The sequence below is a fragment of the Microbacterium sp. LjRoot205 genome (assembly GCF_056175745.1).
Window position 1 is genome coordinate 1 of sequence record NZ_JBGFFH010000002.1, and the last position, 14,355, is coordinate 14,355.

Consider the following 14,355-nt stretch of genomic DNA (forward strand, 5'->3'; position numbering starts at 1 on the left):
GGCCCGGGCTTGGCCGGCTCGGAGCTGGTGCCGCGGCGGTCGGTGCCGACTCGTCGCCGGTCAGCGCGGCCGCGCGCTCGGCCAGACGCCGGGCGAGCTCGCCCGCGGCAGCGTCCTGCCTGGTCCGGGCGGGAAGGCCGCGCCCGGCGATGGGGGCGTCAGGCGGTGCCGCGGGTGCCCGGTAGGGGGCTTCGCCGGTGTCATGGAAGTTGGCGATGGTGCGCCGCAGCTGCCCGATCGAGACCATGTCGCTCGAGGCCGACACTGTCACCCAGGAGTTCTCGGCGGGCGAGAACTCCTCCAGGACCCAGGTGTATCCGTCGATGGAGCCCATGAAGTCCGCTTCGTCCCAGAACGCGAGGCGCCGCTGGCCGGGGTACTCGAACACGTCCGCGAAGACGTCGTTCGTGTAGTGCAGCCAGTGCGCCCGCGGGTAGCCGGCGGCGATGCGGTCGCCGAGCTCGTACGCCAACGGGTACACGCTGCTCGGGCCCTGTTCGCCGAGGTCGTGCTCGTCGATGAACGCGACGGCGATCTCGGCCATCGCGATCGGGTGCTCGGCGGTGCCCGACTGGCCTGGCACGGGCTCGTAGGTTTCCTGCGCCGGGTCCCAGCGTTCGACCTGCCAGGCGTAGCCGGGGTTCTCGTCGTCGCGTTCGATGCGCAGCAGGATCCGTTCGGGGAACACGATGGTCCCCGCGTTCGACCAGGCCGGGTCCGCGTCGTACGTCCAGGCTCCCGCGGGGCGGTCCTGCGCCTCAATGCGGCGGATGAGCTCGTGCGCGCTGGGCAGGGTGATCGCGTCAGGCATGGGCGGGCCTCACAAGGTGCTTCCGACGTTCAGCAGGAAGTTCATCCAGGCCACCCCGGCGCCGGCCAGCGCGGCGGCGCCGAGGGCGACGAACACGCCGACCCGGCCGCGGGAGGCAGCCTGGAAGTTGCCGTGCGCGGTGGAGACGGCCCACACGATGGCGCAGATCACCAGCATCAGCACGGCGATGATCAGGGTGATCGTCAGCAGCGCGCCGACGATGCTCATCAACGTCGACCGGCCGCCGACGGCGTCGAAGTCCGGGTAGACGTCCTCGGCGACGACCAGCAGCCGCAAGGTCAGGGGCACCACGGGGCCTCCTTCGGTCATCGGATAGCGCGGGGCATCCGACAGGTGCGCACCCCGCACCGGAAAAGGCTCGTCAGTAGGCGCAGCCGGGTCCGCCGGCGGTGGGAGCGTCGATCCCTTCCACGCCGTGCGCGGCCAACCACGGCACCGGGTCGACGGCCTCGGCGCCGGCCCCGCCGGGGTGGACCTCGAAGTGCAGATGCGGGCCGGTGGAGTGGCCGGAGCTACCGACGTCGCCGATGTGCTGCCCGGCGATGACCCGGTCGCCGGCGTGCACGTAGATCCCGTCGGCCCACATGTGGATGTACATGGTCGCGACCCGTTCGCCGCCGATGGTGTGCTCGACGGTGATCTGCCCGGAGTACCCGTCGACCATGCCCGCGTAAGTGACGATCCCGTCGGCCAGCGCGAAGATCGGCGTCCCGTCGGGGGCGGCCCAGTCGTTCCCATAGTGAAAACGAGGCTCTCCGGTGATCGGATCGATGCGGGGCCCGAACGGGGACGTCTGCACGTAGGTGCCGGTGGGCAGCGGGAACACCAGCCGGGTCGTCTCCGGGATGTTCGCGTCGCCGGGCACCCCGGAGCCGCCGGTGCCAGAGGAGATCGTCAGGGCCTGGAGGATGGCGCGGGCGACCGGCTCGTAGTTCTGATAGCGGTCCGGGAACGCCGAGACTTCGACCGACTGGGCGGCTTCGCCCTTGTCCATCTGCTGCCAGCCGGGGACGTCGAGCAGCCCGCGCGGAGAGCCGCCGTTCGGGCCGTCCGGGCCGCCGTAGAACGCGGCCGCCTGGTAGCGGGGATCCATCAGCTGCTCGACGCTGCCCCACCCGGACTGCGGGCGCATCTGAAACAGCCCGAGCGAGTCGTGGTCCCCGCCATCGCCGTCGTTCGGGTAGCCAGCCGACTCCGGGTAGGCCGACGCGTTCGCCAGCTGCCGCAGCGTGGACTCCGTCAGCGCGGCCATCAGCGCGATGAGGATCCCGTCACGGCCGACGCCGGCCGTGCGGGCGCCGGTCTCGATGATCGTGGCCGCGTGGGTGAGCTGGGTCCGGCTCAGGGTGAAGGTGGTCCCGTCGGCGGTGGTCACCTCCAGCTCGTCCGGGATCGGGCCGAGGACCACACCGGAGGCGATGCACACGGCCTGGTTCGTCACGGCCGGGTTCACCAGCACCGCGACGCCGAGCAGGGACAACATCGGGGCGAACAGCATGCTCACCAACGCCAGGACTAGCGCCTTCCTCATCGCCGGCCCCCGGCCTATCGAAGGGGGTTGTCGAGCTGCGACAGGCGCAGCAGCACGCACTGCGCGGTCGCCGGCGGGCAGGACAGGAACATCGTGAACGCCACCGGATGCTCCGAGGCCACCGGCTCGTCGAACCACACCCCGGTGCGGTGCCTCGTGCCCTCGACGGTGTAGGCGATCAGCCCGTCGGCGACTTGCCCGTCCGCCGCCTCGACCGCCTGATCCCACTGATCCGGCACCCAGAGCCGGTCGATGCTCAGGGTCTGCGCGGTGCGGTATTCCTGCAGGCTCCGCCACGTCGACGCGGACGGCAGGTAGTTGCCGAGATCGCCGATCAGCCCCGGGGTCTCCTCCCCGGTCGGATCCGCCGCCTGGAGGATCACCGCCCGGTGGTCCTGGACGGTGAGGGTGGTGAAGGTGTCCCAGGTGAACAGCGCCTGCGCCAACGCCCGCGCGAACACCTCCGGATCCTTCGTGTCCGGCAGCGGCGGCAGCGTCGGCGTACCCGGCGACGCGGGACCGCCGGGCGTGGGCGTGCTGGTCCCGGGTCGGGAGCCGGAGTCCGGGTCCGGGGGCGTCCGTGAAGCCGGGCCGGTGAGCAGGCCGTAGACGCCGACGGCGACGAACGCGAGCAGCACCAGCCCGGCGGCGGCCAGCGAGATGATCAGCCGCAGCCTGCGGGGACGGTCCGGGGTGGCGCGATCGGTCATGACGGGGCTGCCTCCTGTGCGAGTCGAATGCACCCGTCAGGTGCGACCCCCGCGCCGCCGATCAGTCCAACGCCCGCCCCGACGACGCCGGCCCAGACGGGCCCGGGCCGGGGTCCGACTCGTCGGTGAGCTCGACCTGGCGTGCCGCGAGCGCGTCCCGCACGCCGGGCTCGGTTGCCGGCTGCCAAGCGATCTGCCCGGCTGCGGAATGGGCCATCATCACCAGGTCGCTGGCCTGAGCGAGGGTGCTCGCGGCACCCAGCGCGAAGAACGCGGTCGCCCGGGCCTGGTCGGCGCCGGTCTCGACGTTCCCGTCGTCGGTTCGTGCGCGGTCGGTGTGCGCGAGGTTCCAGTGTGCGATCTGCTCCAGGCTCTGGATGAGCGCGCGCAGGGTCGCGGTCACCGCGCCGAACACGTCGTAGACGTCCTCGGGCCGATCGATGCCGCGGGTCGCGTGCGCGAGGCCGCGTGCGCTCTGCCACATCTCCTCCGCGTCGGCGGCCGGGTCACTGAACGTCGGCATCGTCACCGTCCTGAAGGCCCGTGTCGCGGGCGACGGTGGCCGCTTCGAGGAAACGGCTAGTGCCGGCCGCGTAGCTGGCGACCAGCTCCCACTGGTCCGGGTCGGCGTAGCGGCCGAAGTCGTCCGCGTCGAAGCGGTCCCACCAGCCGTGCTCGCGGCGCAGCAGGTCGACCAGGCGACGGTTCTGGTGCTTCTGCCGCAGCAGCGGGTCCGCGTCGGTCCATCCCGTCGGCCCCGCGGCGGTCGCCTGCTGCCGCAGCTGGGCCAGGTGGGTCAGGGCGCGGGTCGCCTCGCGCAGCATGTCTTTGGGCGCCTCCTGCGTTTGGGCGACCTGCAGCTCGGCGGATGCCGCCTGCCGCACCGGCTCCGGCTCGGCCGGGTCGTCGGCGGCGCGGCGCAGCGCGGCGAGGGCCTGCAGGATCTTCACCCGCAGGTAGCGGCCGTTGACCTTCCCGTCGGTGTTCAGCTCGATGAGCGCCTCGGCCGCCTCCTGCCGGATCTCCGGGTCCTCGGTCTCGGTCGCGGCGATCTGCTGCAGCTCGACGACCTGGTCGAGCATCGAGTGCGAGTCCCGCCCGGTCACGGCCTTCGCGGCCTGCACACGCGTCTTACCCGACGCCCCTGCTGCCTCGCTGTGCGGTGGTGTTGATTCGACACCACCGTCCCCACCCGGCCCGGCCGCCGCCTCGCCCGGGTCCGCGCTGGCCCCTTCCGGGTCCTGCGTGTCGGTGTCGGGGCGGGCGCCGAAGCGGGTGGCGCGCTGCTTGCGTGCGTTGTCCTCGGCGAGGATGTCCTTGTACTCCGTGTACAGCTCGGCCTGCTCGACTGGCGTGAGCATCTTCTGCAGGGCGTGCTCGTCCTTGATGGCCAGGACCGTGGCGAGTCTGTCGGAGATACCCGTGACGACCCAGACCGGCACGACCCGGTACTCGAGAATCCGCAACGCCGCCAGGCGCCGCTCGCCGGCGATCAGCACGTTCTGCGGGGTGATCGAGATCGGGACGAGCAGGCCGCCGGTGCGGCGGATCGACTCGACCAGCTCGTCCAGGTCGCCCAGGTCGCGGCGGAAGGAGAACCCGAGCTCGATCTCGTCGATCGAATGCTCCAGTACCAGGTAGCCCGAGCGGCTCATGGCGTCACCGCCGGGCCGAGCCGGGACGCCGCCGCCCGGGAGGCGCGTGACAGGTGCTCGTCGGCCAGCAGCTCCTGCGCGGTGTCGCCGAGCAGGGCACGGGCCAGCAGCCCGAGCCGGCCGGGGTGGCGCTTGCGAGCACGGATGCCGACGACCAGCGCGACCAGCTCCGTCCACACGTCCGGGGTGTAGCCGAGCCGCAGGGCGATGTTGTGCTCGCGGCTGACGATCTCGATCGCGGACTGGTGCGAGCCGAGCCCGGTGATGCGGTGGGCGATGTAGTCCACGGCCTGCTCGACCTGGCGTGCGGGCCACCCGGTGACGACGAGGAAGACGCTGACGGTGCGGATCACCCGCTCGGCGCCGTCGGTCTCGGCCGGGCCGCCGATCGGGGCGGCGTGCGGGTGGACGTCGTAGAAGAACTCTTCGTAGTGCCCGGCGCGCACCGGCTCCTCCTCGGGGCGCTTGGAGGGACGGCGGGCCTTGTCCTGGCTGGTCATGTTCCGGTCGGCGTGCACCTCGGCGGCGATGCCGAGCGCGACGGCGCGGGTGACGACCGCCCACGGGTCGACCGCGCGCAGCGTGGTCGGCTGCCGCATGGCGATGAACGCCTCGAACGCGGCATCGGCCGGGTCGCGGTGCCAGGCTCTCGCGATCGGCGTGTACTTCGCGGTGGCGTAGACCATCAGCGCGGTCGCGACCGGGCTGGAGGACCAGGTGCCGGTCGCGTTCAAGTCCGTGAGGACCTGGCGGAGCCCTTCGGGTGTGGTGAAGTCCGGCACATCGCCGGACGGGAAGGGGATGGTGTGGTGCATAGCGACTCCCTCAACGGATCTGGGTGCAAGCGAGGTATGAAGGGCCCGCAGCCGAAACGATCACGAGGGACGCGGTCAGGGCGTCGCCGGGGGCGTCGGCGGTTTTCGGCGTCGCTGAAGCACGCCACGCGCGCTCGCGGGTGGCTGCTGGGGCGGCCGGGGTTAGCCGGCGTCGATGTTGTGGATGGTCGTCTCGGTGCGGGGGCCGGGCATGCCGAGTGAACAAAGGCCCGGGCGGGATGGGGTCACCGGCTCACCCCCTGCCTTCCCGCCACCGGCGAGCTCGCCGTGGTGGGAGTGTCCGGGGTCAGGGCTTGCTCGCGGCGCGCCAACGCCTGCCGCAGCCGGTCGCGGGCGCCGCGGGCCGCCTCGAGGGCGGCCTGGCGGGCCAGGTCGACGCTGTGCTGGTTCAGCTCCACGCCCTTCTCCAGCACGCGCGCGCCCGCCCGGGCGGCCAGATCGGTCGGGCGTACCCATTGCACCCGCATCCGGTCGTCTTCCTCCGGGGCGTTCTGCTCCTGGGTGCTTTCCGCCTCCCGGCGCAGCGCCGGGTCGGTCCGGATCGCCTCGATGGCCGCCGCCTCTTCCTGCTCGCCTTCGTCCCGGGCTCGTTCGCCCGCTGGCGGGGCGGCGCGGTCCTGCGGGTCAGGGTCGGTGACGCCGGGGCGCGGCGTCGCGGAATCGGTGCTGTCGGGCAACGTGGTGTCGGGCAGGGTGGGGTCGGTCATCTCGCTTCTCCTTCCGCGGGCTGGTCAGGTACGGACAGCCACCGGCCGATCGTGGTGGGGTGCACGCCGAGCTCGGCGGCGATCTGCCGTTGCGAGACGCCGTCCGCGGCCAACGCCACCGCTCGCGCCCGGGTGTCGCTGCCGGTCCGGGTACGCGGGGCGCGTTCGATCGCCGCCGGCGCCCGCCCGGTGCGGGCCGGGGTCGCCACGAGGGCCACGGCGGTCTGCTCCGTCGCCGCCGGGTCGGCGTCCCGCTCGCTGGTGGTGTCGGCGTTGCGCAGCAGCTCCACCGTCAGGTGGGTCATCGCCAGCAGCACGAGGGGCGGGATGCAGGCGACCAGGGCGGCGATCAGGGCCGGCACGCGCGCGTCGGCGGCCACGACGGCGTGCGTGATGTTCGCGGCCACTGAGACTCCGGCCCCGGCGGATAGCAGCAGCCACGCGAAGCGGCGGGCGGAGGCGGCTTGGTTGCGCAGGGCGACGACGCTGATGGTCGCCTCGAGGATCACGCCGTCGACGATGAGGGGCCAGACCCATGCTTGGGTTTCGGGGATGCCGGCGAGCACCGCAAGATCGCGCAGCGCGGTGAAGCTCAGCCAGAACGCGCCCAGGGCGAGCAGGATCGTGCCCGACAGGCTGGTGCCGATCACCAGCCGTGACACGCCCGGTACGAGTCTGGCCGCACCCGCGCCCGACCGCACGTGCGGGTCGGGGCGGGCCGTGCCGGTCATCGCGCCACCGCCTCCCGGCTCGACCGAAACCGACTGCCGGCCGGTGAGGCGTCCGGGGTGAGCCGCACGGTGCGCCAGGCGGATCGGATCGTCGCCTCGATCTCACGCTCGCCCAGGCCGGCGGTGAGTGCCGGCCCGTCCAGGGCGTCCAGGATCCCCGGCTCGTCCATGCCGAGCTCGGCGAGCCGGCATGCCGCCCAGAACAGGCTGCTGTTGCGGTTGCCCTCCACCGCGCCGGCGAGCCAGCCGGCCAGCCGTTGCGTTGCCGGACCCGGGCTCGCTCCGATGACTGGGCGGGGCCGGGGCGGTCGGGGCGGGGTGAGCAGCTCACGGATCGCCTCAGCGTCGACTGGCGACCCGGTGCCACCGAGCGCGATCGTCTCGTACCGGCGCACCGTCCCGGCGACCGCGATGGCAGAGGGTGGGGCGATGATGTAGCCGCCGGTGCCGCGGAAGTCGACATGGGAGGTGCCACGCGCCCAGGTCCGCTGCGGCCGGGCAGGGTCGGACGGGAAGTAGAGGTGCACGCCGCCGGACGGGGAGCGCACCGACTGCAGGGCGCCGGAGACGAGGCCGTCACGGTGCAGCCGCTGCAGCACCTGGTATCCGTCGCCACCGGGATGCACGTCGATGTCGAGCACGTCGACACCATGCCCTGTGGCGATGCCGATGTTCGCGGCCGACTGCCATGCCCACCAGCCCCGGATTCGCCGGGTCGCGGTGGTCGCCTCCTGGAATCCGTTGTGCGTCAGCGGCGTTTTCCCGCCCGGTACGCAGGGAAACACCGGCAGCCCGGTGGCGGCGTAGGCGAGCGCCGCGTCGCGCAGCGCCGCTGGTGGGCGCTCGTGCAGTGCCGCCATGACTTCGCGCAGCTGGACCATGCTCGCCTCCTCCCACGGTCCCGGATGCTCGCGCATCCTGGCCGTCGGAGTCAGGTGCGTGTCGTCTGCTGGTAACCCGTGACCGCTACGGTGACCTCGGGATTTGTGCTGTGACCCTCCCGAGGCGTCCCGCAGCGGCGTCCTCTACCGATACGCGCCGCATCCTTGCTGCGTCCAGCGTCGGACTGGAGGATGCGCGGTTGAGCAATGGATCTGCGTGACTGAGTCACACACGCCGGGCCGAGCCTGCCGCGTGTCGGCCTCTGGTCGTGCTAGCGGGAGAGCCCTGGCCGGTGGTCGTCCGTGGGGCCTTCGGGCTCGGTATCGGGGTCGAGGGATTCGCCGCGTCCGGCGAGCAGACCGCGCAGGAGAGGGTGCCGCCACCCGCGGTCGGTGGACAGGCCGTCGAGATCGGCCGCCGGGCGGCCGGTGAAGGCGAGCACGGCGTTGACCGCCTCGAGGGTGCGAGCCGCCTGCGACCGGCCGATGCCTTCCAGGAGGAAGAAGATCCGGTCCAGCGCCGCCGCGTCGTGTGCTGCGGCGGTGAAGGCCACGGACTCCGCCTGGTCCGTCCCGTCGCGGGCGGCGCCGACCAGCAGGCGCAGCTGCCCGTCCCCATCAGGACTGGTCGCCCGGTAGCTGCCGGCGGGGATCCAGCGGTGCGCCTCGGAGGCGGGCCCCTCGTAGATCGCGGGCTCATCCGGGTGCTCCGGGTCGGGCACCACGACGTCCAGGTCCACCGCGCGCAGCAGCTCGGCGATGCGCTCGCGCTCCGTCGCACTCACCGCCAGGCCGGCGCCGTCCTCGGTCTCGGCGAGCCGGCGCAGCGTCTGCCACACCAGTAGGTCCGCCGGCGGCGGCACGACTGCCCCCGCCTCGGTGCCGGGAACCGGGATCCAGCTCTGGATGCTGGAGACGTCCTCGCCGGAGTATTCCCCGAACATCCGGTCCCCGTCGGTGACCACTGCGTCACCCGGGGCGGCGAGGTCTTCCATCAGGGTCTCCCGCACGATGTACGCAGCCTCCTGCTCGGAGCGGGCGAGCACGTCGAACGCGATCGTCACGGTGTGATGCTCCAGCGGGGCCGGCACATAGCCCAGCGGCGGGAGCCCGTTGTGATCGGCCATCATGACCCTGCTCTTCCTCGGTGCGCGGGCGTTCGCCGTCCGGATGACACGAGCCCGCTCCTGCAGGAAGGTGCGGGGGCAGGGTGCCGGCCCTCAGATCGGGCGCCGGGCGCGCGGGCAGCGCCGGGACGGTGGACTCCAGACGGCATGCGCGGCGTCAGCTCCGGGACTTCGGTTTCATCAGATGCCCGCCAGCCCGGGCACCGGGCGGCCGGCGAAGGGCGGGAAGGCTACGGGCCCGAGCCTGCTTGCGACACCTGATGCTCGGGTGCGTGCGGCAGGATCGGGATGGTTCGTTGGGGCAAGCACCCTCGGGCGGAACAGGTGCAGGACTAGGTTCCCGCAACCGGGAACGTCCCCGCACCTGCCGAGCCCTGGAAGGCAGGAAAAATTATGCCGGATATATATGGCTGACCGGAAGGGTTGTGGTTCGTCACCGTTGGACTCATGTCCTCCAACGCACCGTCTTCATGGGAGGACTACGCCCGCGCCGTCGGCATCGAACTGCAGCGCCGGCGCATCGCCGCCGACCTGACCCAAGAGAAGCTTGCACACAAGGCGGGCATCACGCGCAATCACTACCAGCAGCTCGAGCGTGGCTTCTGGAAGGCAGGCACGCCCGCGAACCCGTCGCTGAAGCATCTCGCCCGGCTCGCGCAGGCGTTGCAGATCGAAGTCGACGTGCTCCTGCCCTCGGTGGCAGAGATCGAATGGCCCGCGGACTGACCGCAGCGCGTTATCGCGACACCTCGTCAGGACCGGTGCCGCGGGTCAGCGAGTCCGCGGCGACGGCGGCGGGGCCGGTGTCGGAGTCCAGGCGTTCGCGGCGCTGACGGAGCAGTTCGTCCAGCAGCATTGCATGCTGCGCCGGGGACGCCGGGACGACGATCCGGTTGGCGACGTGACCGACGGTGGCGAGGATCCCGGCGAGACGGTCGCGCAGATTCCGGTCCGGCGCAGCCCGTGCCGCGAGCGCGATCTCGGTGATGACGGATTCGTTGTGCTGCTCGCGCAGGAACGCCGCCGAGTAGAGGGCGTTGTGCCGCCCTGCCGGCCCCACGACCAGCCGGGCCGGTTCGTCCCCGTACATTGTGGTCGCGTCGTACACCCCAGCCGGCAGGACTGCGGCAGCATGGGAAGCACGCCCGGTGTACTGGTCGGTGCCGTCGGCCCTGCGCACCCGCACCTGCAGGTCCGCGGTGTGGAGCATCGCCCGCAGGTGGGTGCGGACATCGCGCGAGAGCAGCCGTGTGGGTGGGTCGGACGAGTCCTCCTGGTTGACCAGATCGCGCAGCGCCTGCAGGCTCATGAGGTCCCGCGGCACCCACTCGTTCTGGAATCGTGGAGGCAGGGTCGGGCTGCGCCCGCCGGCGTCGGCGAGCAGCTGCAGGAGCTGCGGCTCGCGAGCCAGCGCGGCAGCGTGGAACGCGGACTCCCAGTGAGAGTGGTCCTCGTCATAGCGATCAGCGTCGATCTCGCCCCGGTAGTTCGGGGCGACGGTGACGAGATAGTCGTCCCTGTGGGGTTCCTCCGGAAGCCGGTCCCGCTCCAGTGCATCGGCGAGGTCGTCGCGGAGCGCCTCCGCACGGTCGAGGCGCTCGGTGAGGTCGTCGATGCGGGTGACCTTGATCGCCAGGTCGAGGGCCTCGTCGGTGAAGTTGTCGAAGGCGATGCCCCAGGCGTTCTCGTCGAGCTCGCCGCCGGCCGTGCGGTAGTCCTCCGGGTTAGGGGCCTCGGGGAACGCCTCGGCCAGCAGCTCCGTGACCGGGGTGTCCTCGTACTCGTCGATGAACGCGTTCGGGTTGCGCAGGTGCTGTGCCTCGCGGGTGTTCCCGTCGACGTGCTTCAGCGCCGCCTCGGGGAACCAGCGTGCCTTGACCGGATGGGTCGGGGCACCACGCTCGTCAAGGACGGGAGCCTTGGCGAGGTCGTCGCCCCACCGGGCAAGCAGCGCGTGCAGGAGCTGCGCTGCCTGCTCCCGGTCGCTGCCGACGATCTCGAACACCACCGGGATCCGGTGCCGTCGCTCTTCCTCGGCCATTCACGCCTCCTTGATCGTCCGCATCGGCACCCCGCGGGCGTCGACGCGGATCAGGTAGGTCACAGACCCCCGCGCGACTCGCGGGACGGAGCCGACGGCGCCGAGGGCTTGTTGCCGGTGGCAGCGCCGAGGTCCTGCGCACGCTGGTCGAGGGCGTGCGCAAGTGCCGAGCCGGCCGGTGTCCGGTCTGCCGGGCGGACCGGGATGGACTGGATGGAGAAGCTCGGGTAGGGAGTCGCCTCCTGCAGCGCGTTCAGCCAGGTGTCGACGTCCTCCGGATACTGCCAGTCGGCCGGGGCGGGGTGGGAGGTGAGGAATTCGGTCGCCCCCGCGAACGCGTCCGAGTCGCTGAGCGTCTCGTACAGCGTCGTGGCCATCGTGCGTGCCAGGCGCACCACGCTGATGTCGGCCAGCACCGTCGGTTCCTCGCCCTCCAGATTCGACCAGACGATGACGCCGACCGGCACGCGTGCCGGCGGTAGCGGCGGCCGCTCGGGCTCGCCCTCGAGCGGGACCCATGACGGGAACCCGCCTCTTCGTGTCGTGTTCACACGTCGACTGATCAGGCGGACGAGCTCGTCGAGCGGTTGCTGGCGGGTGTGTTGCTCGAGCAGCCGGGAGATCTCGTCCAAGGCGCGGGCGTCGTTGCGCTCCTTCGGGAACGCGGCCGAGATCCGCCCGGACGGGGACAGCTCCGACGGGGCGACCACGAGGGCGTACTCCCGGTCGTCGTAGTCGAAGGCCACGTAGACGCCCTCGGCGAGTTCCGCGGCGGCGGTGCTGGCGGAGCCCTCGAAGATCCTGGGCCCGCCGGTGCGGCCGGGATCCTCGGCGAAGATGTGCCGGTCCAGGCCCGACAGCACCTCCTGGATTCGCTCCCGAGTCTGCTCCGGCAGCGCACCGGGCGCGCGCAGCAGGACGCCGAGTCCCTCGATCACCGCGAGGTCGTTCACCAGCCCGGGGTACTTCTCCTGCACGAGCGCGGCCTGTGAGGGGCGGGCCGGGACCTGCTGCCAATCGAGCACACCCCACCGGAGGTAGTCGTCGACCTGACGCTGATCACGCAACAGGAACGGTCGCCCATCGGAGTCCTCGGCGGCCAGGACCTGCTCGAGGAGGGCTCGGGCCTCGCCCATGTCGCGTGCCGAGACGCCGAAATCGACGCCGACACGGAACTCCCACAGCGGCTCGCCTTCCTCGGGAGTGCTCAGGTCAACCATGCTCGTCCTTTCCTGCCGACCGACCCCAGCTCTTTCGGCCGGGCACCTCTCAGGTAGGTCGCATCGCAGCGCGCAGGCGGTTCAGGCTCGCTCGGGGTGTTCATGGTCGCTTCCTTGGCCGTGCTTCTCAACTCCCAGCCGTCCGCAGATCAGCGCTCACGGTCGGGAGCCGCACGGTCGCGGCCATGCCGCACCCCCGGGCCGGAGTCGGGCGTCCCCAGCTCCCGTTCTCTGCGCGCAAGCGCGAGCGCGAGCATCCGGGCAGCCTGCGCATGGTCGGTGCCGTCCGTGCCGCCGGTGACCGGGATGTCGTGAAAGGAGAACGCCGGAAACGACGCCGTGCTCCGCAGCGCCTCCAGCCAGTCGTCCACGTCCTGCGGTTCGACCCAGTCTTGCGCGGGCGGATGTTCTTCGAGGAACCTCGCGAGTGGGTCCGGGGCCGGTCCTTCCGAAAGCCGTTCGTGGATCAAAAGCGCGGTCGCTCGCGCCACCGCTGTGGGGTCCGGGCCGGCGAGCAACGTCGGATCGTCCTGCCCTTGGTCGTCCCAGACAATCACGCCGAGTGAGAGCGGCTGGAGGCCGAGTCGTGGCTGGGCTGGCGCGCGTGGGTCGACGCTGCGCCATCCGAGGACGCCCCACACGTCGCCGTCGGGAAGAACCAGTTGATTTCGCTGCACCGGGGCGGGCTCGGCGATCGTGCCTCCGGCCAATGCATCGTCGAGTACAGCGTGCGCCTCCTGCTCGTTCCGTGCGGAGACTTCGAATTCCCGCAGGACGCGATATGTCCACAGCGGCACGTTCTCACCAACCCCAGGCTTCTCTGGATCCGTCATAGCTGCCCGTTCAGTGCCACCCGGTCGACGCGGGAGGCGATCAGGGGGAGGAAGGTCGGGTCCTTCTCGATCGCCACCACCTGCATCCCCTCCAGCAATGCGGCCTCGACGGTTGAGCCGGACCCGGCGAACGGCTCCAGGACGAGACCGCCTGGCGGCGTCAGCAGGCGGATCAGCCACCGCATCAGCGACAGCGGCTTTACCGTCGCGTGCGACACCCCGAACGCGCGCGGCCGCTCCGACTCGGGCGCCTTCTGCTCGTATCGGAAGATCGGGAACCGGGCCGAGACCGGATCGGTTCGCCAGGTGCCCGTCAGCAGGTCCATCGCGTCGGCCTGYGACGGATCCAGCACGACGTTCGCCGGCCACTTGGCTTCTCCGAAGCGGGCCGCGTCGATATGGATCGCGCCGGTGCCGTGCGTGCGCACGTTGTCGACGACCGTGCCGACCATCGGCTTGCGGGCGATGATGATCGGCTCGAACGAGGGCCGCAGCCCGGTGCCCCAGCCCTCCCAGCGTTGCGCGTCCTCGCTGACCGCGGTGCCATGCTGCACCACCCGGCGGGTCGCGCCGAGCACGCCGTCGTGTTCGGACTGCTGCACGATCCGGTCCGGGCGACGGATGCCGTTGCGTTTGTCGAGTGCGTACCCCAGGTCCATGCTCTTCGGCATCCCGGAGGAGTAGATCCATGCAATCTGATCGCGCACCTCGAAGCCTGCGTTCTCGATGCCGCGCACCATCCGGTGCCAGGTGCGCGTGCCGCCGAACGCGGCCAGGTGCGCACCGGGCTTCAGGGCGTGCAGCGCGCCGCGCGCCCACGCGGCGCACCACTCCTCGAACACCTCGCCGTCGCTCATCCCCGCCACATCCACGTCCGGCAGGGACGCGGTGAACCCGGTCTTGCCATCCCAGTCGTTGCCGTTGAACTCCAGGCCGTACGGCGGGTCACTCACCAGCGCGTCCACCAGCTCGCCGCGCAGTCGGGGTAGGAGCTCGACCGAGTCGCCGGCCAGGATCACGGCGCCGTCGCGGTCCAGCTCGATCGGCAGCGGCTCGGGACCGAAGGCATGCGGACGCTCTGAGGGCATCGAGAACCAGCTCTCGTCARCGCTCGCCGCCGTTGCCCAGCGAGCAGGGATGCCAGCCAGGTACGCGGCTCCGCACGCGCGCGCTCGCACCTTCACGCCGCCGGTCCGGCTCGCCGCTCAGCCCCGGTCAGCTCCGCCCCTCGGTCCCAGGCAGGGCGGTCCA

General features: G+C 71.6%; 16 protein-coding genes. 1 reads left to right on the forward strand and 15 read right to left on the reverse strand.

The window, feature by feature from the left end:
- The 11 genes from AC04ME_RS05820 to AC04ME_RS05870 all read right to left on the reverse strand — a co-directional run.
- Positions 1-811: hypothetical protein (locus AC04ME_RS05820; protein WP_475434000.1), on the reverse strand; the 811-nt coding region annotated here is incomplete at its 3' end.
- 9 nt (positions 812-820) lie between these two features.
- Entirely contained in the window at positions 821-1,123 is a 303-nt protein-coding gene (locus AC04ME_RS05825; protein ID WP_256971630.1) for a DUF6112 family protein, read from the reverse strand.
- Positions 1,124-1,193: 70 nt separating this feature from the next.
- Positions 1,194-2,315, reverse strand: a complete 1,122-nt coding sequence (locus AC04ME_RS05830) for a M23 family metallopeptidase (protein WP_475434002.1) — start codon at positions 2,313-2,315, stop codon at positions 1,194-1,196.
- 62 nt (positions 2,316-2,377) lie between these two features.
- On the reverse strand, positions 2,378-3,073 hold the full coding sequence (locus AC04ME_RS05835) for a hypothetical protein (RefSeq protein ID WP_475434004.1): 696 nt from the start codon (positions 3,071-3,073) through the stop codon (positions 2,378-2,380).
- A 61-nt stretch (positions 3,074-3,134) separates the two neighbouring features.
- Positions 3,135-3,596 (reverse strand): hypothetical protein, encoded by a 462-nt coding sequence (locus AC04ME_RS05840; RefSeq protein ID WP_475434006.1) that lies wholly within the window; start codon positions 3,594-3,596, stop codon positions 3,135-3,137.
- Complete coding sequence (locus AC04ME_RS05845) at positions 3,580-4,728, reverse strand: ParB N-terminal domain-containing protein (protein ID WP_087132362.1); 1,149 nt, start codon at positions 4,726-4,728, stop codon at positions 3,580-3,582. The genes AC04ME_RS05840 and AC04ME_RS05845 overlap by 17 nt, the downstream gene beginning before the upstream one ends.
- On the reverse strand, positions 4,725-5,543 hold the full coding sequence (locus AC04ME_RS05850; RefSeq protein ID WP_475434008.1) for a hypothetical protein: 819 nt from the start codon (positions 5,541-5,543) through the stop codon (positions 4,725-4,727). Before AC04ME_RS05850 ends, AC04ME_RS05845 begins: the two co-directional genes overlap by 4 nt.
- A 245-nt stretch (positions 5,544-5,788) precedes the next feature.
- Positions 5,789-6,271, reverse strand: a complete 483-nt coding sequence (locus AC04ME_RS05855; RefSeq protein WP_475434010.1) for a hypothetical protein — start codon at positions 6,269-6,271, stop codon at positions 5,789-5,791.
- The gene (locus tag AC04ME_RS05860; RefSeq protein WP_087132365.1) at positions 6,268-7,002 is read right to left on the reverse strand and encodes a DUF2637 domain-containing protein; all 735 of its coding nucleotides are present in this window, start codon (positions 7,000-7,002) and stop codon (positions 6,268-6,270) included. Before AC04ME_RS05860 ends, AC04ME_RS05855 begins: the two co-directional genes overlap by 4 nt.
- Entirely contained in the window at positions 6,999-7,883 is an 885-nt protein-coding gene (locus AC04ME_RS05865; protein ID WP_475434012.1) for a bifunctional DNA primase/polymerase, read from the reverse strand. Before AC04ME_RS05865 ends, AC04ME_RS05860 begins: the two co-directional genes overlap by 4 nt.
- Before the next feature lie 272 nt (positions 7,884-8,155).
- Complete coding sequence (locus tag AC04ME_RS05870) at positions 8,156-9,010, reverse strand: hypothetical protein (RefSeq protein WP_179206767.1); 855 nt, start codon at positions 9,008-9,010, stop codon at positions 8,156-8,158.
- Positions 9,011-9,457: 447 nt separating this feature from the next.
- Here AC04ME_RS05870 and AC04ME_RS05875 point away from each other — a divergent pair, with 447 nt between their 5' ends.
- The gene (locus tag AC04ME_RS05875) at positions 9,458-9,736 is read left to right on the forward strand and encodes a helix-turn-helix domain-containing protein (RefSeq protein WP_087132368.1); all 279 of its coding nucleotides are present in this window, start codon (positions 9,458-9,460) and stop codon (positions 9,734-9,736) included.
- 10 nt (positions 9,737-9,746) lie between these two features.
- On the opposite strand, the gene AC04ME_RS05880 is transcribed toward AC04ME_RS05875, so the two are convergent.
- From AC04ME_RS05880 to AC04ME_RS05895, 4 genes are all read right to left on the reverse strand, one after another.
- The gene (locus AC04ME_RS05880; protein WP_475434014.1) at positions 9,747-11,051 is read right to left on the reverse strand and encodes a hypothetical protein; all 1,305 of its coding nucleotides are present in this window, start codon (positions 11,049-11,051) and stop codon (positions 9,747-9,749) included.
- Between the two features lie 59 nt (positions 11,052-11,110).
- The gene (locus tag AC04ME_RS05885; protein WP_087132370.1) at positions 11,111-12,271 is read right to left on the reverse strand and encodes a hypothetical protein; all 1,161 of its coding nucleotides are present in this window, start codon (positions 12,269-12,271) and stop codon (positions 11,111-11,113) included.
- Between the two features lie 149 nt (positions 12,272-12,420).
- Complete coding sequence (locus AC04ME_RS05890; RefSeq protein WP_143738359.1) at positions 12,421-13,104, reverse strand: hypothetical protein; 684 nt, start codon at positions 13,102-13,104, stop codon at positions 12,421-12,423.
- On the reverse strand, positions 13,101-14,192 hold the full coding sequence (locus AC04ME_RS05895; protein ID WP_087132421.1) for a DNA-methyltransferase: 1,092 nt from the start codon (positions 14,190-14,192) through the stop codon (positions 13,101-13,103). The genes AC04ME_RS05890 and AC04ME_RS05895 overlap by 4 nt, the downstream gene beginning before the upstream one ends.
- Positions 14,193-14,355: the final 163 nt, after the last annotated feature.

Coding starts and splice junctions, on each gene's coding strand:
- AC04ME_RS05830 (WP_475434002.1), bottom strand. CDS start 2,315: ATGTTGTCCCTGCTCGGCGTCGCGGTGCTGGTGAACCCGGCCGTGACG.
- AC04ME_RS05835 (WP_475434004.1), bottom strand. CDS start 3,073: ATGACCGATCGCGCCACCCCGGACCGTCCCCGCAGGCTGCGGCTGATC.
- AC04ME_RS05840 (WP_475434006.1), bottom strand. CDS start 3,596: ATGCCGACGTTCAGTGACCCGGCCGCCGACGCGGAGGAGATGTGGCAG.
- AC04ME_RS05845 (WP_087132362.1), bottom strand. CDS start 4,728: ATGAGCCGCTCGGGCTACCTGGTACTGGAGCATTCGATCGACGAGATC.
- AC04ME_RS05850 (WP_475434008.1), bottom strand. CDS start 5,543: ATGCACCACACCATCCCCTTCCCGTCCGGCGATGTGCCGGACTTCACC.
- AC04ME_RS05855 (WP_475434010.1), bottom strand. CDS start 6,271: ATGACCGACCCCACCCTGCCCGACACCACGTTGCCCGACAGCACCGAT.
- AC04ME_RS05860 (WP_087132365.1), bottom strand. CDS start 7,002: ATGACCGGCACGGCCCGCCCCGACCCGCACGTGCGGTCGGGCGCGGGT.
- AC04ME_RS05865 (WP_475434012.1), bottom strand. CDS start 7,883: ATGGTCCAGCTGCGCGAAGTCATGGCGGCACTGCACGAGCGCCCACCA.
- AC04ME_RS05870 (WP_179206767.1), bottom strand. CDS start 9,010: ATGGCCGATCACAACGGGCTCCCGCCGCTGGGCTATGTGCCGGCCCCG.
- AC04ME_RS05875 (WP_087132368.1), top strand. CDS start 9,458: ATGTCCTCCAACGCACCGTCTTCATGGGAGGACTACGCCCGCGCCGTC.
- AC04ME_RS05880 (WP_475434014.1), bottom strand. CDS start 11,051: ATGGCCGAGGAAGAGCGACGGCACCGGATCCCGGTGGTGTTCGAGATC.
- AC04ME_RS05885 (WP_087132370.1), bottom strand. CDS start 12,271: ATGGTTGACCTGAGCACTCCCGAGGAAGGCGAGCCGCTGTGGGAGTTC.
- AC04ME_RS05890 (WP_143738359.1), bottom strand. CDS start 13,104: ATGACGGATCCAGAGAAGCCTGGGGTTGGTGAGAACGTGCCGCTGTGG.